The 21522-nt window shown below is 64.3% G+C and carries 16 protein-coding genes; 2 read left to right on the top strand and 14 right to left on the bottom strand.

Annotated features, from left to right (window positions below):
* Positions 1–120: 120 nt before the first annotated feature.
* From gcvT to arcD (AC07VU_RS14005), 10 genes are all read right to left on the bottom strand, one after another.
* Positions 121–1245, bottom strand: coding sequence for a glycine cleavage system aminomethyltransferase GcvT (gcvT, locus tag AC07VU_RS14050; RefSeq protein WP_457274710.1), 1125 nt, complete (start codon positions 1243–1245; stop codon positions 121–123).
* Between the two features lie 41 nt (positions 1246–1286).
* A complete protein-coding gene (locus AC07VU_RS14045; RefSeq protein WP_007931066.1) occupies positions 1287–2663 on the bottom strand; it encodes an L-serine ammonia-lyase in 1377 nt (458 codons plus the stop codon).
* A 159-nt stretch (positions 2664–2822) separates the two neighbouring features.
* Positions 2823–5681: an aminomethyl-transferring glycine dehydrogenase gene (gcvP, locus tag AC07VU_RS14040; protein WP_495030048.1), complete on the bottom strand. Its 2859-nt coding sequence runs from the start codon at positions 5679–5681 to the stop codon at positions 2823–2825.
* 9 nt (positions 5682–5690) lie between these two features.
* Entirely contained in the window at positions 5691–6074 is a 384-nt protein-coding gene (gene gcvH / locus AC07VU_RS14035; RefSeq protein WP_009045251.1) for a glycine cleavage system protein GcvH, read from the bottom strand.
* A gap of 435 nt (positions 6075–6509) precedes the next feature.
* Positions 6510–8018, bottom strand: coding sequence for a transcriptional regulator GcsR (gene gcsR, locus AC07VU_RS14030; RefSeq protein ID WP_009045250.1), 1509 nt, complete (start codon positions 8016–8018; stop codon positions 6510–6512).
* Positions 8019–8253: 235 nt separating this feature from the next.
* Positions 8254–8616: a DUF5064 family protein gene (locus AC07VU_RS14025; RefSeq protein WP_053262373.1), complete on the bottom strand. Its 363-nt coding sequence runs from the start codon at positions 8614–8616 to the stop codon at positions 8254–8256.
* 63 nt (positions 8617–8679) lie between these two features.
* Positions 8680–9609, bottom strand: coding sequence for a carbamate kinase (gene arcC / locus AC07VU_RS14020; protein WP_457241495.1), 930 nt, complete (start codon positions 9607–9609; stop codon positions 8680–8682).
* A 145-nt stretch (positions 9610–9754) separates the two neighbouring features.
* Positions 9755–10765 (bottom strand): ornithine carbamoyltransferase, encoded by a 1011-nt coding sequence (locus AC07VU_RS14015; protein ID WP_007926269.1) that lies wholly within the window; start codon positions 10763–10765, stop codon positions 9755–9757.
* 66 nt (positions 10766–10831) lie between these two features.
* The gene (gene arcA / locus AC07VU_RS14010) at positions 10832–12088 is read right to left on the bottom strand and encodes an arginine deiminase (protein ID WP_007926270.1); all 1257 of its coding nucleotides are present in this window, start codon (positions 12086–12088) and stop codon (positions 10832–10834) included.
* Positions 12089–12124: 36 nt separating this feature from the next.
* On the bottom strand, positions 12125–13552 hold the full coding sequence (gene arcD / locus AC07VU_RS14005) for an arginine-ornithine antiporter (protein ID WP_274304441.1): 1428 nt from the start codon (positions 13550–13552) through the stop codon (positions 12125–12127).
* A gap of 448 nt (positions 13553–14000) precedes the next feature.
* Between arcD (AC07VU_RS14005) and arcD (AC07VU_RS14000) the strand changes: the two genes are divergently transcribed.
* Both arcD (AC07VU_RS14000) and AC07VU_RS13995 read left to right on the top strand, forming a co-directional pair.
* Positions 14001–15428, top strand: a complete 1428-nt coding sequence (arcD, locus tag AC07VU_RS14000; RefSeq protein WP_274304440.1) for an arginine-ornithine antiporter — start codon at positions 14001–14003, stop codon at positions 15426–15428.
* Positions 15425–16282 (top strand): DNA-3-methyladenine glycosylase family protein, encoded by an 858-nt coding sequence (locus AC07VU_RS13995; RefSeq protein WP_495030047.1) that lies wholly within the window; start codon positions 15425–15427, stop codon positions 16280–16282. Before arcD (AC07VU_RS14000) ends, AC07VU_RS13995 begins: the two co-directional genes overlap by 4 nt.
* Before the next feature lie 182 nt (positions 16283–16464).
* Here the strand turns inward: AC07VU_RS13995 and AC07VU_RS13990 are convergent, their stop codons facing one another.
* From AC07VU_RS13990 to AC07VU_RS13975, 4 genes are all read right to left on the bottom strand, one after another.
* On the bottom strand, positions 16465–17814 hold the full coding sequence (locus AC07VU_RS13990) for a CoA transferase (RefSeq protein ID WP_495030046.1): 1350 nt from the start codon (positions 17812–17814) through the stop codon (positions 16465–16467).
* 172 nt (positions 17815–17986) lie between these two features.
* On the bottom strand, positions 17987–20125 hold the full coding sequence (locus AC07VU_RS13985) for a methyl-accepting chemotaxis protein (protein WP_274304437.1): 2139 nt from the start codon (positions 20123–20125) through the stop codon (positions 17987–17989).
* Positions 20126–20343: 218 nt separating this feature from the next.
* Positions 20344–20745, bottom strand: a complete 402-nt coding sequence (locus tag AC07VU_RS13980) for a YbaN family protein (RefSeq protein ID WP_007926296.1) — start codon at positions 20743–20745, stop codon at positions 20344–20346.
* A 137-nt stretch (positions 20746–20882) separates the two neighbouring features.
* On the bottom strand, positions 20883–21491 hold the full coding sequence (locus tag AC07VU_RS13975; protein ID WP_007926298.1) for a biliverdin-producing heme oxygenase: 609 nt from the start codon (positions 21489–21491) through the stop codon (positions 20883–20885).
* Between the last annotated feature and the right edge of the window lie 31 nt (positions 21492–21522).

Genomic DNA, 21522 nt, shown 5'->3' with positions numbered 1-21522 from the left:
TCAATTGTTTTCAACTGTTATAAGGCAAGTTCAATATCGAAGATATGCACTATTTTATGGCGGTTGCGTTACAGATTAGTGCACTTTTAACGCAACCGCGTTACTTATAGAAACAGTTGATCAACCACGATAGTAGCGTTGTGCAACGAATGGCATTTTGCTTACAAGCATTGGCACCTTTTTCCCACGAACAATTGCCCAAACTGGCGTATCGAGTGCGACATAAGCGCTATCGATGTAACCCATGGCCAACGGACCACCCAGGGTCGGGCCAAAACCGCCGCTGCAGACGCTACCGATCACCTCGCCCGCTTCGTTGACGATCTCCGCACCTTCACGCACCGGTGTGCGTTCCTGGGGCAGCAGGCCCACGCGTTTGCGTTTCACGCCATTGAGTTGTTGGGCGAACACCTGTTCCGCGCCAGGGAAGCCGCCAGCCCGCGCGCCATCGGCGCGCCGTGGCTTGGAGATGGCCCACAGCAGGCTGGCTTCGATCGGCGTGGTCTGGCTGTTCATGTCATGGCCATACAGGCACAGGCCGGCTTCCAGGCGCAGCGAATCCCGGGCGCCGAGGCCGATGGCGGCCACTTCCGGTTCGGCCAGCAGGGCGCGGGCCAGTGTTTCGGCGTCAGCCGCTGGTACCGAGATTTCGAAACCGTCTTCGCCGGTGTAGCCCGAACGGCTGACAAAGCAGTCCACGCCCAGCAGCTTCACGCGGGTGAATTGCATGAAGGTCATCTTCGCCACTTCCGGCGCCAGGCGCGCCAGCACGGTGACGGCCGCCGGGCCTTGCAGGGCGAGCAGGGCGCGCTCCTCGAACAGTGGCTCGATGCTGCACAAATGGCCGATGTGCTGGCGCAGATGGGCCAGGTCCTGGTCCTTGCAGGCGGCGTTGACCACCAGGAACAGCTCGTCGTTGCCCAGGTTAGCGACCATCAGGTCGTCGAGGATGCCGCCGTTTTCATTGGTGAACATGGCGTAGCGCTGCATGCCCACGGGCAGGTCGATGATGTCCACCGGCACCAGGGTTTCCAGGGCCTGGGCGGCCTTGGCGGCGGTCAGGCGGATCTGGCCCATGTGCGAGACATCGAACAGGCCGGCCTGCTCGCGGGTGTGCTGGTGTTCTTTCATCACGCCCAACGGGTATTGTACGGGCATGTCGTAACCGGCGAACGGCACCATGCGCGCGCCGAGTTCGAGGTGCAGCGAGTGCAGCGGGGTCTTCAACAGTGTTTCGGTGGACATGTTCAGCTCCTGGGTAAACGCGAGATGCGTATGTGCGTGCATCAGCACTCGATGATGTTGACGGCCAAACCGCCGCGGGCGGTTTCCTTGTATTTGCTTTTCATGTCGGCGCCGGTCTGGCGCATGGTGCGGATCACCTTGTCGAGGGAGACGAAGTGTTGCCCGTCGCCACGCAAGGCCATGCGCACGGCGTTGATCGCCTTGACCGAGCCCATGGCGTTGCGCTCGATGCAGGGCACCTGCACCAGGCCGCCGATCGGGTCGCAGGTCAGCCCGAGGTTATGTTCCATGCCGATTTCGGCGGCGTTTTCCACTTGTTGCACCGTACCTCCGAGCACTTCGCACAAGGCTCCGGCCGCCATCGAGCAGGCCACGCCGACCTCGCCCTGGCAGCCGACTTCGGCGCCGGAGATGGAGGCGTTTTCCTTGTAGAGAATGCCGATGGCGGCGGCGGTCAGCAGGAAACGCACCACCCCGTCTTCGTTGGCGCCGGGGATGAAGCGCATGTAGTAGTGCAGCACTGCCGGGATGATGCCGGCGGCGCCATTGGTGGGCGCAGTGACGACGCGCCCGCCGTTGGCGTTTTCTTCGTTGACCGCCAGGGCATACAGGTTGACCCAGTCCAGTACCGACAAGGCGTCGCGCAGGGCCGCCTCGGGGTGCTTGCACAGCTGGCGGTGGAGGGCGGCGGCACGGCGCTTGACCTTCAGGCCACCCGGCAGGATCCCTTCGTTGCGACAGCCAGCATCCACGCAGTCCTGCATCACTTGCCAGATCTTCAGCAGGCCGGCACGGGTTTCCGCTTCCGGTCGCCAGGCACTTTCGTTGGTCAGCATCACCTGGCTGATCGACAGCCCATAGGTGGTGCAGTGACCGAGCAAGTCCTTGGCGCTCTTGAAGGGGAAGGTCAGTTTGGTGGTGTCTTCGACGATGCGGTCGGCACCGGCGGCGTCCTCGTCGACCACGAAGCCGCCGCCCACCGAGTAGTACTCGCGGCTGCGGATCTGCAATCCGGCGGCATCGAAGGCACGGAAGATCATGCCGTTGGGGTGGTAGGCCAGGGGCTTGCGGATCATGGCCAGGTGTTCTTTCTCGTTGAACGCGATGAGGTGTTCGCCGAGCAGGTTCAAGCGTCCGCTGCTGCGTATTTCCTGCAGGCGAGCGGCGATGTTTTCGGTATTCACGGTATCCGGGTGTTCACCTTCCAGGCCCAGGAGTACGGCCTTGTCGCTGCCGTGGCCCTTGCCGGTGGCGCCGAGCGAGCCGTACAGCTCGACCTTGACGCAGGTGGTGGCACCCAGCAGTCCGTCGCGCCGCAGGCCTTCGACGAAGCGCGCGGCCGCGCGCATCGGGCCTACGGTGTGGGAGCTGGAGGGGCCGATGCCAATCTTGAACAGGTCGAACACGCTCAAGGACATGTTGGTTCTCCGGTTTCTTATTGTGTTGATCGGCACGCACGGGGGAAGCGGGTATTGCGGTTCGGTCTGGCCGGTATTCGTCGCCAGCCGCCTCGCTCCTACAGGTATACGCAGAAACCGTAGGAGCGAGGCTTGCCCGCGATGGACGGCGATGCCGTCTTAGGCGTCCTGATAGCTTTCGATCGACGGGCAGGCGCACACCAGGTTGCGGTCGCCGAACACGTTGTCGACGCGGCCGACCGGAGGCCAGTACTTGCCTTCGATCAGCGAGGCCACCGGGTACACCGCCTGTTCACGGCTGTAGGGGTGCGACCACTCGCCAACGATTTCCGCCGCGGTGTGCGGGGCGTTTTTCAGCGGGTTGTCGTCCTTGTCCAGGCTGCCGTTTTCCACCGCGCGGATTTCTTCGCGGATGCGGATCATGGCGTCGCAGAAGCGGTCCAGTTCTTCCCTGGATTCGCTTTCGGTCGGCTCGATCATCAGGGTGCCAGCCACTGGGAACGACATGGTCGGGGCGTGGAAGCCGAAGTCGATCAGGCGCTTGGCGACGTCGTCGACGCTGATGCCGCTGCTGTCCTTGAGCGGGCGCAGGTCGAGGATGCACTCGTGGGCCACCAGGCCGTTGCTGCCGGTGTAGAGCACTGGGTAGTGTTCTTCCAGGCGACGGGAGATGTAGTTGGCATTGAGGATCGCCAGCTGCGAGGCACGCTTGAGGCCTTCGCCGCCCATCATGCGGATATACATCCAGGTGATCGGCAGGATGCTCGCGCTGCCGAACGGCGCGGCGCAGACCGCGCCTTCCTTGCGTTCCATGGCCGCGTGGCCAGGCAGGAACGGTGCCAGGTGCGACTTGACGCCGATCGGGCCGACGCCCGGGCCGCCACCGCCGTGGGGAATGCAGAAGGTCTTGTGCAGGTTCAGGTGCGACACGTCGCCGCCGAACTTGCCCGGGGCGCAGAGGCCGACCATGGCGTTCATGTTGGCGCCGTCGATGTACACCTGGCCGCCGTTGTCATGGATGATGCCGCAGATTTCGCGGATGCCTTCCTCGAACACGCCATGGGTCGACGGGTAGGTGATCATCAGCGCGGCGAGGTGCTCGCGGTGCTCGATGGCCTTGGCCCGCAGGTCTTCGATATCGACGTTGCCGCGGGCGTCGCAGGCGGTGACCACCACGCGCATGCCGGCCATGTTGGCGGTGGCCGGGTTGGTGCCGTGGGCGGACGAAGGGATCAGGCAGATGTCGCGACGGTCGTCGCCGCGGCTCTGGTGATAGGCACGAATGGCCAGCAGGCCTGCGTATTCGCCCTGGGAGCCGGCGTTCGGCTGCAGGGACACCGCGTCGTAGCCGGTGGCGGCGCAGAGCATGGCTTCCAGTTCGCTGGTCAGTTGCTGGTAGCCGGCGCTTTGCTCGGCCGGGGCGAACGGGTGCAGGGCGCCGAATTCGGCCCAGGTGATCGGGATCATTTCGCTGGCGGCGTTGAGCTTCATGGTGCACGAGCCCAGCGGGATCATGGTGCGGTCCAGGGCCAGGTCCTTGTCCGCGAGCTTGCGCAGGTAGCGCATCAGCTCGGTTTCCGAGTGATAGCGGTTGAACACCGGATGGCTGAGGATCGCCGACTGACGCACCAGCGCCGCCGGGATACGGCTCTGTACCGTGCTGGCCAGCGCGGCGAAGTCCGGCAGCGCCTGACCGTCGGCCAGCAGGCTCCACAGCGCTTGTACATCGGCCTGGCCGGTGGTTTCGTCCAGCGACAGACCCAGGCGCTCGGCGTCGATCACCCGCAGGTTGATGCGCTGGGCGCGGGCCTTGTCGTGCAGCGCCGCGGTGCGTGCGCCGGTGTGCAGGGTCAGGGTGTCGAAGAAGTTTTCCTGCTCGACCTTGATCCCCAGCTTGCTCAGGCCCTGGGCCAGGATCGCGGTCAACTGGTGGATGCGCCGGGCAATCCGGCTCAGGCCTTGGGGGCCGTGGTACACGGCGTACATGCTGGCGATGTTGGCCAGCAGCACCTGGGCGGTGCAGATGTTGCTGGTGGCTTTCTCGCGACGGATATGTTGCTCGCGGGTCTGCATGGCCAGGCGCAGCGCCGGCTTGCCGAAACGGTCCACGGACACCCCGACCAGACGGCCCGGCATGTCGCGCTTGAACGCGTCCTTGGTGGAGAAGTAGGCCGCATGCGGGCCACCGAAGCCCAGCGGCACACCGAAGCGCTGGGCGCTGCCGATGGCCACGTCGGCGCCGAATTCACCCGGTGGGGTCAGCACGGTCAGCGCCAGCAGGTCGGCGGCGACCGCCACCAGGGCGTTGGCGGCGTGGAAGCGCTCGGTCAGCTCGCGGTAGTCGAACAGGTCGCCGTTGCTCGCCGGGTATTGCAGCAGGGCGCCGAAGAACGGGCTGACGTCGGTCAGCTTGCGCTCGTCGCCGACCACCACGTCGATGCCCAGCGGCTCGGCACGGGTGCGCAGCACGTCGAGGGTCTGCGGGTGGCAATGGCTGGAGGCGAAGAAGGCGTGGCTGCCCTTGTTCTTGCTCAGGCGCTTGCAGAAGGTCATGGCTTCGGCGGCGGCGGTGGCTTCGTCGAGCAGTGAGGCGTTGGCGATCGGCAGACCGGTAAGGTCGCTGATCAGGGTCTGGAAGTTCAGCAGCGCTTCCAGGCGGCCCTGGGAAATTTCCGGCTGGTACGGGGTGTAGGCGGTGTACCAGGCCGGGTTTTCCAGGAGGTTGCGCAGGATCGGCGACGGCGTGTGGCAGTTGTAGTAGCCCTGGCCGATGTAGGTCTTGAACAGCTGGTTCTTGGCGGCGATGGCCTTGATCGAGGCCAGTGCGTCGGCTTCGCTCTGCCCGGCGGGCAGGTCGAGGACGCTGGTGCCTTTGATGCTATCGGGGATCACGCTGGCGCTCAGGGCTTCCAGGGAGTCGAAGCCCAGGCTGTTGAGCATGGCTTGCTCGTCGCCTTGGCGCGGGCCGATGTGGCGCGCGATGAATTCGTTGGCGGTGCTCAGGTTGACTTGAGTCATGGCGGTTCCTCAGGCGTCGGCGTTGGCTTTGATCAGGCGGTCGTAGGCGTCCTGATCCAGCAGTTGGCCGACAGCGGCGGCGTTCGCGGGAATGAAGCGGAAGAACCAGCCTTCGCCCAGCGGGTCTTCGTTGACCAGCTCGGGGCTGGTTTCCAGGGCCGGGTTGGTTTCCACCACTTCCCCGTCCAGGGGCATGTACACGCCGCTGGCGGCTTTTACCGATTCCACGGTGGCGGCTTCGGCGCCCTTGTCGTAGGCCTGCAGTTCCGGCAATTGCACGAACACCACATCGCCCAGGGCGTTTTGCGCGAAAGCCGTGATGCCGACGGTAACGCTGCCATCGGCTTCGGTACGCAGCCATTCGTGATCTTCAGTAAAACGCAACTCGCTCATGGAAACTCCTCAAGGGGCCAGATTCGTCTGGTGGACGCGATTGAATGCTCGTGCAGGGCCGAGCGGAATGGATAAGCCCTTAGCAAAAATGCGGCCAATGTTTTTTAGTTGTTATTAATCAATGAGTTATGAGTTTTTGGTGGTTGCCGGAAGCTAACGGCTGTAGCGAAAACGCTACAGCTGGAGGGCCAGGGAAAAGCCTATGGGGATCAAAGCCTTGCGTAGCGCCGATTACAACTGGCTGTAGCGATATCGTTCCGCTGTAGCGCTTTCAGTACAGGTGGAGGTCGCTTTCAGATGCGACTACGCCACTTGTAGCCGCTGCCGCAGGCTGCGATAAGGCCGAAGGCCTTCGGCGATCTTGAGAGCTTGCGCTCCCTGCGGGAGCGATCGCAGCCTGCGACAGCGGCTACAACATCAAAAGCCGCGGCAGGCTCAGGGCTTGTTGGGGATGCCGTATTTGCGCAGGCGATGGGCGATGGCGGTGTGGGAGGTCTGCAGGCGGCTGGCCAACTGGCGGGTCGAGGGGTAGTTGACGTAGAGGCCTTCGAGCAATGCCTTCTCGAACTCCTCGACGGCCTGTTCCAGGCTTTCGACTTCGGTGTCGTTCTGGCGCGCCACCGAGGTGCCGGCGATATCCAGGTCACCGATGTCCACCAGGCTGCTTTCGCAGATCGCCGCCGCGCGGAAGATCACGTTCTGCAACTGGCGCACGTTGCCCGGCCAGCGGTTGCCCAGCAGCGCCGGATAGGTGCCGGGCGCCAGGCGGCAGACCGGGCGCTGGATCTGCGCGCAGGCCTGCTGCATGAAGTAGCGCGCCAGCAACAGGATGTCCTGGCCGCGCTCGCGCAGGGGCGGGACTTCCACATTCAGCACGTTGAGGCGATAGAACAGGTCTTCGCGAAAGCTGCCCTCGGCGACCATCTTTTCCAGGTCGCGATGGGTGGCGCTGAGGATCCGCACATTGACCTTGACCTCACGGTCGCCACCCACCCGGCGAAAGCTGCCGTCGTTGAGAAAACGCAGTAGCTTGGCCTGCAAGTAGGGCGACATTTCGCCGATCTCGTCGAGAAACACTGTGCCCTGGTTGGCCAGCTCCATCAGCCCCGGCTTGCCGCCGCGCTGGGCGCCGGTGAAGGCGCCGGGGGCGTAGCCGAACAGCTCGCTCTCGGCGAGGTTTTCCGGCAGGGCGGCGCAGTTCAGCGCCAGAAACGGCGCGCCGTGCCGCGCACTGATGGCGTGGCAGGCTCGCGCCACCAGTTCCTTGCCGGTACCGGTTTCGCCCTGGATCAGCAGCGGCGCATCCAGCGCGGCGACGCGCTGGGCGCGGGCCTTGAGGGTGCGGATGGCCGGGGAGTCGCCGAGCAGCGCGTCGAAGCCTTCGGCATGGTCGTGGTGCAGGGCCGACAGGCGTTCGCCGATGCGATTGGGCTGATACAGGGTCAGCAGCGCGCCGGCGTCGGTGATCGGCGTGGCGTCCAGCAGCAGGGTCTGGCCATTGAGAGTGATTTCCCGCAGGGGCAAGCGAAAGCCCTGTTCCAGCAAGGTTTCCAGCAGCGCCGGGTCGTCGAACAGCTCGGCCACGCTTTCCCCGGCCGGCTCGCGGCCATAGAGGGCAATCAACGCAGGGTTGGCCAGCAGCACCTTGCCGGCGCTGTCCAGGGCCAGCACCGGGTCGGTCATCGCCGCCAACAGGGCGTCGAGCTGCAGGTGGCGGCGCTGGCCGGGCAAGATGTCGACCACCGTCACCGCCTGCACGCCGCGCACGCTGAACAGCGCGTCGCGCAGCTCTTCCAGTACTTGCGGGCTGAGGGTCGGGGCGTCGATGTAGACGTTGGGCGGCACCATCTCCACCGCATCCAGGTTGAGGTTGCGCCCACCGAGCAGGGCCAGGACTTCCTGGGTGATACCGACGCGGTCGATAAAGCTGACGTGGATGCGCATGGGGCGGTCAAGGGTTCTGGAAAACGGAGGGTGGCAAGTATGCCTTGGCGGATGCTGTTTGGTGAAATTCGCCGTGGCCACGGGCTTCTGTAGGAGCGAGGCTTGCTCGCGATAGCCTCAACGATGACGCGGGAAGCCTGGCCTGATACGCCGCGGCGTCCTTGAGTTCATCGCGGGCAAGCCTCGCTCCTACAGGTTAAGCGGGCAGGGGAAGCCCGCGACCCACGGGCTGGGGTTACTCGAGGTGTTCGGGGTTGACTGGATCCCCGGATTTCATATTCAACTGCACCCGCACATCCTCAAACATCGCGTCGTAATATTTGTGCAGCGAGCCGATGCTGCTCAGTGCCTTGGGAATCCCATACTTCTCGGCGATTTTCGTCACGTTGCTGGCGAAGTTGTAAGCCTGATCCTTGGGCAGAAAGAACGGTTCATCGAGCTCCTTGCCCTGAATCGTTCCATGCATCTTGAACTGCATCCCTTTGCCTTCCTTGGGGTCCTGCGCGACTTCATAGTCGATACAGATGTTGTAGCTGACATCGTCCTTGGTCAGTGCGTGTCGCTCGATGTGTAAATGACCGGGTTCGAACTGGGCCATGGCTCTCTCCTTTACAAGGCATGGGGAGTGGTGCAGGCCAGCGGCCTGCACCCTGAGTTGCTCTTATCGGTAAGTGATGCCCGGCTGGGCCGTGCTGATGCGCGTACCGGCCTTGCCCTGGACGATCGCTTCGATGTCCGAGAGTGAACCGATCACTGCGACTTTTCCAGTATGGCGGGCGAACTCGCAGGCCGCCTGGACCTTCGGTCCCATGGAGCCGGCGGCGAAGCCGAGCTTTTCCATTTCGTCCGGGTGCGCCTGGGCAATGGCTTTCTGCGACGGCTTGCCCCAGTCGATAAAGGCCGCGTTGACGTCGGTGGCGATCACCAGCAGATCGGCCTCCAGCTGTTCGGCCAGCAGTGCCGAGCACAGGTCCTTGTCGATCACCGCCTCGATGCCCTTGAGCTTGCCATCCTCACCGTACATGGTTGGAATGCCGCCACCGCCGGCGCAGATCACGATGCTGCTCTTTTCCAGCAGCCATTTGATCGGGCGGATTTCAAAGATGCGCTTGGGTTTCGGGCTGGCCACCACGCGGCGGTACTTGTCGCCATCGGGGGCGATGGCCCAGCCTTTTTCCTTGGCCAGTTTTTCTGCTTCGTCCTTGCTGTAGACCGGGCCGATGGGCTTGCTCGGGTTCTGGAACGCCGGGTCCTTGGCATCGACCTCGACCTGGGTCAGCAGGGTGGCGAAGGGCACTTCGAAATCCAGCAGGTTGCCCAGTTCCTGTTCGATGATGTAGCCGATCATGCCTTCGGTTTCGGCGCCGAGCACGTCCAGCGGGTAAGGCGACACCGAGGTGTAGGCCGCCGCCTGCAGCGACAGCAGGCCGACCTGCGGGCCATTGCCGTGGGCGATCACCAGCTGGTTGCCGGGATGGATCTTGGCGATCTGTTCGGTGGCGATGCGGATATTGGCGCGTTGATTGTCCGCGGTCATGGGTTCGCCCCGGCGGAGCAGGGCGTTGCCGCCCAGTGCGACGACGATACGCATAATGCATTCCTTCCAGAATTCGGTGATCCCGTGGGCGCGTGGCTTGCCTGCGATGGTGGGGTGTCAGGTTGGACGCCTTCGCGGGCGAGCTTCGCGCCTACAGGTCGAGGGCCGACCGCCAGGCGGTCGGCCACGGACGTCGGGGTTACAGGTCGGCCAGGGTCGAGACCAGGATCGCCTTGATGGTGTGCATGCGGTTTTCCGCTTGCTCGAAGGCGATGCAGGCCGGCGACTCGAACACGTCGTCGGTCACTTCGATGCCGTTGGCCAGGTGCGGATACTGCTCGGCGATCTGCTTGCCGACCTTGGTATCGCTGTTGTGGAACGCCGGCAGGCAGTGCATGAACTTGGTCCGTGGGTTGCCGGTGGCCTTCATCAGCTCGGCGTTGACCTGGTACGGCAGCAGTTGCTGGATACGTTCGGCCCAGGCTTCCACTGGCTCGCCCATCGATACCCAGACGTCGGTGTGGATGAAGTCGACGCCCTTGACCGCGGCTTTCGGGTCTTCGGTCAGGGTGATGCGGGCACCGCTTTCTTGTGCGTACTGCTTGCAGCGGCTGACCAGGTCGTCATGGGGCCACAGGGCCTTTGGCGCGCAGATGCGCACGTCCATGCCGAGCTTGGCGCCCACCAGCAGCAGGGAGTTGCCCATGTTGTTGCGGGCATCGCCCAGGTAGGCGTAGCTGATGTCGTGGATCGGCTTGTCGGCGTGCTCACGCATGGTCAGCACGTCGGCGATCATCTGGGTCGGGTGGTATTCGTCGGTCAGGCCGTTGAACACCGGCACACCGGCGAACTTCGCCAGTTCTTCGACGATTTCCTGCTTGAAGCCGCGGTACTCGATGGCGTCGTACATGCGACCGAGCACGCGGGCGGTGTCCTTCATGCTTTCCTTGTGGCCGATCTGCGACGAGTTCGGGTCGATGTAGGTGACGTTGGCACCCTGGTCATAGGCGGCGACCTCGAAGGCGCAGCGGGTACGGGTCGAGGTTTTCTCGAAGATCAGGGCGATGTTGTTGCCCTTGAGGTGCTGCTGCTCGGTGCCGGTGTACTTGGCGCGCTTGAGGTCGCGGGACAGGTCGAGCAGGTAGCGCAGCTCGCGTTCGGTGTGGTGTTCGAGGCTGAGCAGGTTACGGTTGTGGATGTTGAACGCCATGATGATTCTCCAGGGATTCTGTACTCGGCCCGGCCAGCACCGCAGAGGTGCGGCCGGGGAAGTCGTTTAGTAATCGATCGGGTCGCGCACGATCGGGCAGGTCATGCAGTGGCCGCCGCCACGGCCGCGGCCGAGTTCGCTGGCGCTGATGGTGATCACTTCCACGCCGGCCTTGCGCAGCAGGGTGTTGGTGTAGGTGTTGCGGTCATAGCCGATGACCACGCCCGGTTCCAGGGCCACCACGTTGTTGCCGTCGTCCCACTGCTCGCGTTCGGCGGCGAAGCTGTTGCCGCCGGTTTCCACCACGCGCAGTTGCTTGAGGTTCAGGGACTCGGCCACCACCTCGATGAACGATTTGTTCTCCCGTCGCACGTCCATGCCATAGGGCTTGCTGGTGTCGGGGCGGATGACGAACGGCACGATTTCCTTGACCACTTCCGGGAAGACCGTGACCAGGTCGCGGTCGCAGAAGCTGAACACGGTGTCCAGGTGCATCGCCGCGCGGGATTTCGGCAGGCCGGCGACCACGACTTTTTCCACCGCGCCCTTGGCGAACAAGGATTGCGCAAGCTGGCCGATGGCCTGGCGCGAGGTCCGCTCGCCCATGCCGATCAGCACCACGCCATTGCCGATCGGCATGACGTCGCCGCCTTCGAGGGTGGCCTGGCCGTGATCCTTGTCCGGGTCGCCGTACCAGACTTCGAAGTCGGCGTTGGCGAACTCGGGGTGGAATTTGTAGATGGCGCTGGCCAGCAGGGTTTCCTGGCGCCGGGCCGGCCAGTACATCGGGTTGAGCGTCACGCCGCCGTAGATCCAGCAGGTGGTGTCGCGGGTGAACTGGGTGTTGGGCAGCGGCGGCAGCAGGAAGCTGGAGTGGCCCAGGTAATCGCGGTACATCTTGATCACGCTGGCGCCTTCGCTTTCCGGCAGGTCCTCGCCGGCCACGCCGCCGATCAGGAATTCGGCCAGCTTGCGTGGCTCCAGGCTTTCGAGCCAGCTGCGCACTTCGTTGGTCAGGCCGACACCGACGGTGTCGGGGGTGATCTTGCGATCCAGAATCCACTTCAGGGCTTCGGGGTTGTGCACCGTATCGGTCAGCAGGTTGTGCATTTCCAGGACTTCGATCCCACGCTCGCGCATTTTGGTGACGAAGTCGAAATGGTCGCGCTTGGCCTGGTTGACCCAGATCACATCATCGAACAGCAGTTCATCGCAGTTGTTCGGGGTCAGCCGCTGATGGGCCAGGCCTGGGGAGCAAACCATGACTTTGCGCAGTTTGCCGGCTTCGGAATGGACGCCGTACTTAACTTTTTCCGTGGTCATTACCGTGATCCTCCAGAGGTAGAAACAATCGTGCGGTTACAGGGTCAGGAAGCCGTCGTAGAGCCCGTAGGCGGCCAACAGGGCGCCTATGACCACTGCGGCGAAAATCAGCTTCTCGACGTTGGTGAAAATCGGTTTGCCCAACTCCCGCTTGGCCTTGGCGAACAGGATCGCGCCGGGGGCGTAGAGCAGGGCGGAGAGCAGCAGATACTTGACCCCGCCGGCGTACAGCAGCCAGATCGCGTAGAGCAGCGCGATGGAGCCGATCAACAGGTCTTTCTTGCGTTCGGCCAGGGCCGCTTCGTAGGTTTCGCTGCGCACCGCCAGCAGCACGGCATAGGCCGCCGACCACAGGTAGGGCACCAGGATCATCGAGGTGGCGAGGTAGATCAGCGACAGGTAGGTACTGGCCGAGAACAGGGTGATGACCAGGAAGATCTGCACCATGGCGTTGGTCAGCCACAGGGCGTTGACCGGCACGTGGTTGGCGTTCTCCTTGCGCAGGAACTCCGGCATGGTGTGGTCCTTGGCCGCAGCGAACATGATCTCCGCGCACAGCAGCACCCACGACAGCAGCGCCCCCAGCAGCGAGATGATCAGGCCGACGCTGATCAGCACCGCGCCCCAGTGGCCGACCACATGCTCGAGCACTGCCGCCATCGACGGGTTCTGCAGCTTCGCCAACTCCGGCTGGGTCATGATGCCCAGCGACAGCACGTTCACCAGCACCAGGAACAGCAGCACAGTGATGAAGCCGATCACGGTGGCCTTGCCCACGTCCGAGCGTTTTTCCGCGCGGGCGGAGAAGATGCTCGCGCCTTCGATACCGATGAACACCCACACGGTGACCAGCATCATGTTGCGCACCTGGTTCATCACGCTGCCCAGGTCAGGGTTTTTCACGCCCCAGATGTCCGCGGTGAAGATGTCCAGCTTGAAGGCGAACAGGGCGATCAGCACGAACAGCAGCAGCGGCACCACCTTGGCGACCGTGGTCACCAGGTTGATGAACGCCGCTTCCTTGATCCCGCGCAGCACCAGAAAGTGCACGGCCCACAGCAGCAGCGAGGCGCCGATCACCGCGGCCGGAGTATTGCCCTCGCCGAAGATCGGGAAGAAATAGCCCAGGGTACTGAACAGCAGCACGAAGTAGCCCACGTTGCCCAGCCAGGCGCTGATCCAGTAGCCCCAGGCCGAAGAAAAGCCCATGTAATCGCCGAAACCGGCCTTGGCATAGGCGTAGACACCACCGTCCAGATCAGGCTTGCGGTTGGCCAGGGTTTGAAACACGAAAGCCAGTGTCAACATACCGACAGCGGTAATAGCCCAGCCAATAAGAACAGCGCCTACATCGGCACTTGCCGCCATGTTTTGTGGCAAGGAAAAGATCCCGCCGCCAATCATCGAGCCGACTACCAAGGCGACTAACGCACCAAGCCGTAGTTTTCCGGGAGTGTCAGACATTGCGTGACTCCATTGCAGGAGAAGAGAGATGTCAGAGTAAATCTGCGAGAAATCCGAACAGCTGATTTAGATCAGGTCATTGCTACATTCCATTGTGAATGAACGACTTAAGCTGTCTTTGCGGAAACCGGTAGGAAGCCTGAAAGCGCCATTCCATAAGGCCTCGGGTTCCGGATGAAAGGTCTTCTCATTGGCGCCAGATTGAAGCTAGCCCGCTTTCAAGAATGCGCAACTCATTAAAAAGTTATAAGGGTGCCCGGAGCGCTGATGGCATTTAGGTTTTATGCATAATAAAAAGCCAAACTATTCAACATGTTCTGATCCTCGTCATGTCGATTGATCCACAAAAGATCAATAATTGACTCTTTTAGTCCCTTTCCAATCTGTGGAAGTTAATTAATTTCATATAGTTTGTTGTCGGACAATTGGACCGGACGCAGAGGTAGGCATGCCACAAACCACACAAAAACTGCGACTCGGCGCCTTGATCGCCCTGGTGGTGGGTTCGATGATTGGCGGCGGGATCTTTTCCTTGCCGCAGAACATGGCGGCCCGGGCCGACGCCGGGGCGATCCTTATCGGTTGGGCGATCACCGCCGTGGGCATGCTGACCCTGGCCTTCGTGTTCCAGACCCTGGCCAACCGCAAGCCTGAACTCGACTCTGGGGTGTACGCCTACGCCAAGGCCGGGTTTGGCGACTACATGGGCTTCTCGTCCGCCTGGGGCTACTGGATCAGTGCCTGGCTGGGCAACGTGGGCTACTTCGTGCTGCTGTTCAGCACCCTGGGTTATTTCTTCCCGGTGTTTGGCCAGGGCAACACCCCGGTGGCCATCGCCTGCGCCTCGGTCCTGCTGTGGGCGGTGCACTTTCTGGTGCTGCGCGGGATCAAGGAAGCGGCGTTCATCAACCTGCTGACCACCGTGGCCAAGATCGTGCCGCTGGTGATGTTCATCGTGATTGCCGCGGTGGCGTTCAAGGCGGACATCTTCACCCGCGACATCTGGGGCCGTGGCAACCCGAACTTTGGCGGGGTGATGGACCAGGTGCGCAACATGATGCTGGTCACGGTCTTCGTGTTCATCGGCATCGAAGGCGCCAGCGTCTATTCGGCCCGGGCCGAGAAGCGTGCGGACGTCGGCCGGGCCACGGTGATCGGCTTTATCGGCGTGCTGGCCCTGCTGGTGCTGGTCAACGTGCTGTCCCTGGGGATCATGAGCCAGCCGGAACTGGCGACCTTGCAGAACCCGTCGCTGGCGGCGGTGCTGGAGCGCATAGTCGGCCCCTGGGGCGCGTTGCTGATCAGCATCGGCCTGGCGGTTTCCCTGCTCGGTGCCTTGCTGTCGTGGGCGCTGCTGTGTGCCGAGATCCTGTTCGCCACGGCCCGCGACCGGACCATGCCGGCCTTCCTGAAAAAGGAGAACGCCAACCATGTGCCGGTCAACGCTCTGTGGCTGACCAACAGCATGATCCAGGTGTTCCTGCTGATTACCCTGTTCTCCGCCGGGACCTACACCAGCCTGATCTACCTCGCGTCGTCGATGATCCTGGTGCCTTACCTGTGGTCGGCGGCCTATGCGGTGTTGCTCAGCGGCCGCGGCGAAACCTACGAGCAGGCCTCGGCCGAGCGCATGAAAGACCTGTGCATCGGTGGCGTGGCCCTGTGCTACGCGGTCTGGCTGTTGTACGCCGGTGGGGTCAAGTACCTGCTGCTGTCGGCCCTGCTGTATGCCCCCGGGGTGATCCTGTTCGCCAAGGCCAAGCGCGAGCAGGGCGAGCCGTTGTTCACCGGTATCGAGAAGGGCATTTTCGCTTGCGTGGTCGCCGGGGCCAGCCTGGCCGCCTATGGCCTGTACAGCGGTGTGCTGTCGCTGTGAGGCTGGTTTACCAGCCGCCCTATGACTGGCCGGCGATGCTGGCCTTTCTCCGGGCGCGGGCCATCGAGGGGTTGGAGACTGTCAGTGGCGAGCGCTACTCGCGCAGCATCAGCCTCGATGGCGTACACGGCTGGTTCAGTGTGAGCCCGGGCGACAGCGATGCGCTGGCGCTGACCCTGCACTTTCCCGATCCGCAGGCCCACGCGCGGATCGTTGCGCGCATCCGCCGCCTGCTGGACCTGGATACCGATCTGGCGCCGATTCACCGGCAACTGTCCGCCGACCCGTTGATGGCCCGCTTGATCGCCTCGCGGCCGGGGCTGCGCGTACCCGGTGCCTGGGACGGTTTCGAGCTGGCGGTGCGCGCGGTGCTGGGGCAGCAGATCACTGTGGTGGCGGCCATCCGCCTGGCGGGCAAGCTGGTGGCGCAGTATGGCCAGCCATTGAGCTGCAGGGAGGCGCCAGCGGGGTTGAGCCATGTGTTCCCCGAGCCGGGGCGGATGGCGGGCGCCGATCTGGCGAGCCTGGGCATGCCGCGCAGTCGTGGCCGAACCCTGTCCGGCGTGGCGCAGGCGCTACTCGACGATCCGCAGCTGTTTGCCCCCAAGGCCAGCCTCGAACACAGCCTGTCGGCCTTGCGGGCGCTGTGGGGTGTCGGCGACTGGACCGCGCATTACGTGGCCCTGCGCCAGTTCCGTGAAGCGGACGCCTTTCCCGCGGCGGACGTGGGCCTGCACAACGCCCTGGCGGCGCTCGAAGGCGGACCGGTCAGCGCCAGCCAGTTGCTGGCCCGCGCCGAGGCCTGGCGGCCATGGCGCGGCTACGCGGCGCAGCATTTGTGGACGGCGCTGTAGCCCCCTGATCGCCGTTTCTGTAGCCGCTGCCGAGCCTGCGAGGCTGCGATCGAGGACGCAGTCCTCGCCAACCCTGCGCACGCGGTATGAATGACGTAATGCGCGGCCTGATTTACGTCCGCTTTGCGGCCGATCGCAGCCTCGCAGGCTTGGCAGCGGCTACAGGGTTACGCGTTACAGGCTCACCATTTCGGGCGATGGGCGCCCAGGTCGCTGGCGGGGTAAGCCCATTGCAGGGGCGTGCCGCTGATCTGCAAGGGTACTTGCAGGCGATGGGCCGGGCCCCAGGGTGTCTGCTCTACCAGCAGTCCCTGATCGTCCTGGTCTTCGCCGCGCAAGGCGGGCTCGGCGCTGCCATTGGAGTGCTCGATCAACAGCTTGGCGGTCCGCGCCAGTGACAGCCGTGCGCTGCCGGCGGCCCCGGTTTGCAGTCGTTCGGTCAGGGCGCGGATCGCGGCGGCGGCCATCAGGTAGCCGGTGGCATGGTCCAGGGCCTGCACCGGCAGCGGCACGGGTTTATCCGCCTGCTGCCAGCGCTGGCCGGCCTCGGCAATGCCGCTGCTCATCTGCACCAGGCTGTCGAAGCCGCGGCGGTTCTGCCAGGGGCCGCTCCAGCCATAGGTGTTCAGGCACACATCGATCAGCCCCGGGGCGCAGCGCTGGCGTTCGGCGGCCCCGTAGCCGAGGCGTTCCAGGGCATCGGCGCGGTAGCCGTGCAGCAGCAGGTCGGCTTCGCTTAGCAGGCTTTCGAAGACCTGGCGATCGGCGGCATCGTGCAGGTTCAGCCGGGCGCAGCGTTTGCCCAGGGTGACTTCCGGGACCACGCCGGGCTCGTTCCACTCCGGCGGGTCGATGCGCAGCACATCGGCGCCCAGCCCGGCGAGAAAACGGCTGGCGATGGGCCCGGCCAGCACCCGGGTCAGGTCCAGCACCTTGATCCCGGCCAGGGGCCGGGCCAGCGATCCGCGCCAGGGCTGGGCGGCGCTGGCGTTGCAGGTCTGGTAATGCACCAGGGGCTCGGCATTCACAGCCTGCCCCTGGGGATGGGCTTGCCACTCGCTCCAGCCGCGCATCTCGGCGGCGCAGCCTCCGGCGGCGACCACCGCCTGCTCCAGGTCGCTCTTGTTCCACTGCGCGACCTTGGCGGCCATGGCCGGACGATCCACGACCCGGCCGAGCACCTGTTCGGCTGCCCGCCGATGATGCGGCGCGTTGGTGTGCAGGCGAATCCAGCCGTCCTGGGTGGCGTAGTCGCCGGCGACCGGGTCCCACAGCGGCGGCACGCTCCAGCCCAGCGGGCGCAGGGAGGTGGCGAACCAGAAGGAGGCCAGGCGCCGATCGACGCTCAGGGTGGGCAGGCGCCCGGTCTGGCTGAGCAGCAGCTCGGCCGCCGCCTGGCCGGCCGCGGCGATGCTGGCGCTGGCCAGTTCGGTCACGGCGAAGGCCGAGGGCAGGGCGCCGCTCGAGGTCATGGCAATCGGGGTACGAGGCAAGCCCAGCGCGGCTTGAACAGACGACAGCACATCGGTCATTGCAGGCCCTCCGCAAGAGAGGGGGCAGCATAGATCAAAAAAGTGAAGCGCCGCAGCCCCCCGTAGGAGCGAAGCTTGCTCGCGATGGTCGTCAACGATGATGCCTGATCACTGGCTCAACGCGGCGCTCTCTGGTTCATCGCGAGCAAGCTTCGCTCCTACAGGGGCAAGGTCAAACGCGGAACTGGTCCATCAGCTTCATCTGCTGGGTGGTCAGGGCGTTGAGCTGGCTGCTGACCTGGGCCGATTCGGTGGCCTGCTCGGTGAGGGATTCGGTCACGCTGCGGATCGCCGAAACGTTGCGGTTGACCTCTTCGGCCACCGCGCTCTGCTGTTCGGCGGCGCTGGCGATCTGCAGGTTCATGTCGCTGATCACCGTGACTGCGTCGCTGATCTTGCCCAGAGCCTGCACCGCTTGCTGGATCTGTCCGGCGTTGCTCTGGGCCTGGGCCTGGCTCGAATGCATGGTCGCCACCACCCCCCGGGTGCCGCTCTGGATGCGTTCGATCACCAGGCGGATCTCTTCCACCGAGTCCTGGGTGCGCTTGGCCAGGTTGCGCACCTCGTCGGCGACCACGGCGAAGCCGCGGCCGCTTTCCCCGGCGCGCGCCGCTTCGATGGCGGCGTTGAGGGCCAGCAGGTTGGTCTGCTCGGCAATGCTGCGGATCACTTCCAGCACCGAACCGATCTGTTCGCTGTTGACCGCCAGGGCCTCGACCTCGACCACCGCTTTGCTGACCTCCTCGGCCAGGGTGCTGATGTCGCGGGTGCTGCGCTCGATGATAGTCATGCCGTCCTTGGCCGACTGGTCGGCGCCACGGGCGGCGTTGGCGGCGTTCGAGGCACTGTTGGCGACGTCGTGGGCGGTGGCGCTCATTTCGTTGGAGGCGGTGGCCACCTGGTCGATTTCGCGGAACTGCACCTGCATGCCTTCGCTGGTCTGGCGGGCGATCTCCGAGGACTGGTCGGCGGTGCCGCGGGCGTCGGTGATGCTCTGCTTGATCTGCGCGATGGTCGGTTGCAGCTTGTCGAGGAAGCGGTTGAACCAGCCCACCAGCTCGCCCAGTTCGTCTTGCTTGCCGTACTTCAGGCGTTGGGTCAGGTCGCCGTCGCCGCTGGCGATTTCCTTGAGCATCTGCGCCACGCTGTTGATCGGCCGGGTCACGCCGGAGGCGGTCAGCCAGATCAGCAGCAGGCCGATCACGCCGGCGATCGCCGCCACCAGCAGCGACACCAGGGTGCCCTGGGCCTGGGCGTCGTCGAGCACGCTCTGCAGTTTCACGGTGTCGGCCAGCAGCACTTGCTCCGGCAGGTCGATCACCACGCCCCAGGGACGGGCATCGGCAATCGGGCTGACCGGATACACGGCGCGGATCAGGTCGCCCTGCTTGAGGATTTTCGGGGTATTGCCGGCCAGCAGTTGCAGCACATCCCTGCCTTCGGCGCCGAGGGTGTCGGCGATGCCTTTGCCGACCTTGGCCGCATCGTTGCTGTAGGCGGCGAGGATGCCGCTGCCGGCGACGATCAGCATGTGCCCGGCACCGTCGAACAGCCCGCGCTGGGAGTCGGCGGCCGCGGCCTGCAGGGCATCCAGGGCGATGTCCACGCCGACCACGCCTATGACTTTGCCGTCGACGATCAGCGGCAGGGAAATGGTGGTCATCAGCATCAGCTTGCCGCCCACGGTATCGGCGTACGGGTCCAGCAAGCAGGTGCGCTTGCTGTCGCGCGGGCAGGTGTACCAGCTGTTATAGGGGGTGCCGCTGACGCTCAGGGTGGTCTTGTTCATGTCCTCTTCGACCATCACCGTGTTCAGCCCGGTGCCGCCGGCACGGCTCCAGTAACTGGCGAAGCGCCCGGCTTCGTTGGAGGCGTGGCCGGCGTCGTTGGCGAACTCGCTGTCCTTGCCGTCGAGGGCGTTGGGCTCGTAGGCGAGCCAGATGCCCAGCACCTTGGTGTTGCGTTCGAAGGCGGTTTTCAGGCTGTGGTTGAGCTCTTCACGCAGCGTCGCGGCGTCCAGCGAACGCTTGCCGGCCATGGCCCGCAGGTCGTTGATCTGGTCGGCCAGGGCGGTGATCACCAGCAGGCTCTCGCCAAAGGTTTTCTGTACCCGCACCGCCTGCTCCGCAGCCCGGGCCTGCAGCAGGTTCTGCACGCTGTCGGTGAGCATTCGCGAGCTGGAGCTGCTGACCAATTGATCGTTCTGGTTGGTCTGGTAGATGTTCATCCCGACGATCAGGCCCACCACGCCGAGCAGGCAGAGTCCGGACAACAGCACGATTTTCAGGCGAATGGACAGAGAGTCGAACATGGGGCGATCTCGCGAATGGATAGGGGGGAGCGGTGAGTCGGATGACTCCGGTCGCCAAGTCCATTCAGCGCCATGCCCGGAACATCGGCTTGGGCGGCATTTGTCTGAGAGAAAGCCGACGAGCGGTCATGTGTTTGACATAAACGAGGAGCAGGGCGATTTCGCTGGAGGGCATGTCGCGAGCAGCCGAACGTCGACCGGCTGCTCTTGCAGAGGAATCAAGAGGCCTGGGCCAGAGCCTCCGGGCGCGACCAGATCCACAGGTTGCCCAGGCCCATGCCGGCCAGCGCCAGGTACAGGGTCCAGTGATGGTTGAGCAGGCTCAGCATCAGGCCGGCGCACAGCAGCATGCTGACGGTGGCGCTGACCTTGGCCCGGCGGCTGACGATCCGGCCGTTGCGCCAGTTGCTCAGGATGGGGCCGAACAGGCGATGGTTTTCCATCCAGGCGCTCAGGCGTGGCGAGCTCTTGGTCGCGGCCCAGGCGGCGAGGAGCACGAACTCGGTGGTCGGCAGGCCGGGGACGACGATGGCGATCAGGCCGATGGCCAGGCTGATGTAAGCCAGGCAGCCGAAGAACAGGCGGGAGGCCTTGGACGGGGATCGGGTTGTGCCGGTCATGGGTTCGATGATGAGGTGACGAGCATGGGGCTCAATCCACAAAAGGTGGGAATAACGGCTGACGCCAGCGGCGTTCGTTCCTGCAGCGGGCGTGAGTCTACGCCTTCAATACAGGAACGAGGGTGCCGGCGAAAAAATCAGGCCAGTTCAGGCGCCGTGTCGTAGGCCTTTTCCAGCAGCACGGTAAAGCGGTTGAAGGCATCCAGCGCGCCTTTTTCCGCCGCGGCTTCCTCTTCGGCACTGAACGCCAGGCCATCGAGGGTGCGGGTGAAGGTTTTCCAGCCTTCGGCGCGACCACCGGCCGGCTCGCCCAGGTGCCGGGCACCGAAGGTTTCGCCGAGGCCCAGGCCCACCGCGCGCTTGATCAGGAACGCCGCGCCGAGCTTGGAGCCCTCGGAGACGAACAGCCAGCCCAGGGCCTCGGCCTTGCTCGGGTTCTGCACCGCGCCCGCCACCGGGGCCGGGACTTCGGTGTCCAGGTCCGCCAGGTCGGCCTTGGCCGCTTCGGCGCGGCAACGTTCTGCCAGGTCTGGGACGATGGCGATCAGCGCGGGGTCGTTGTAGAGGGCGACCAGTTCGGACTGGAACAGGTACTGGGCGACGACGAAACGGGCAAAGCTGCTGGCGCTTTCGAATGGCGCGTGGGCCTTGACCAGGGCGTCGAGCCTGGCATGGGGTTCGTGGGTGATCTGGTTCAGGCGCTGGGAGCGCAGGCTCGGGCGCTGTGGGGAATCCTGGGTGGTCATGACGATGTCCTTGGTCAATGGAAATGAGAGC

This window comes from Pseudomonas sp. GW821-FHT02B10 (assembly GCF_059421865.1).
Note: the sequence above shows the minus strand (reverse complement) of the source record. Positions and strands in the feature narration are given on the sequence as shown.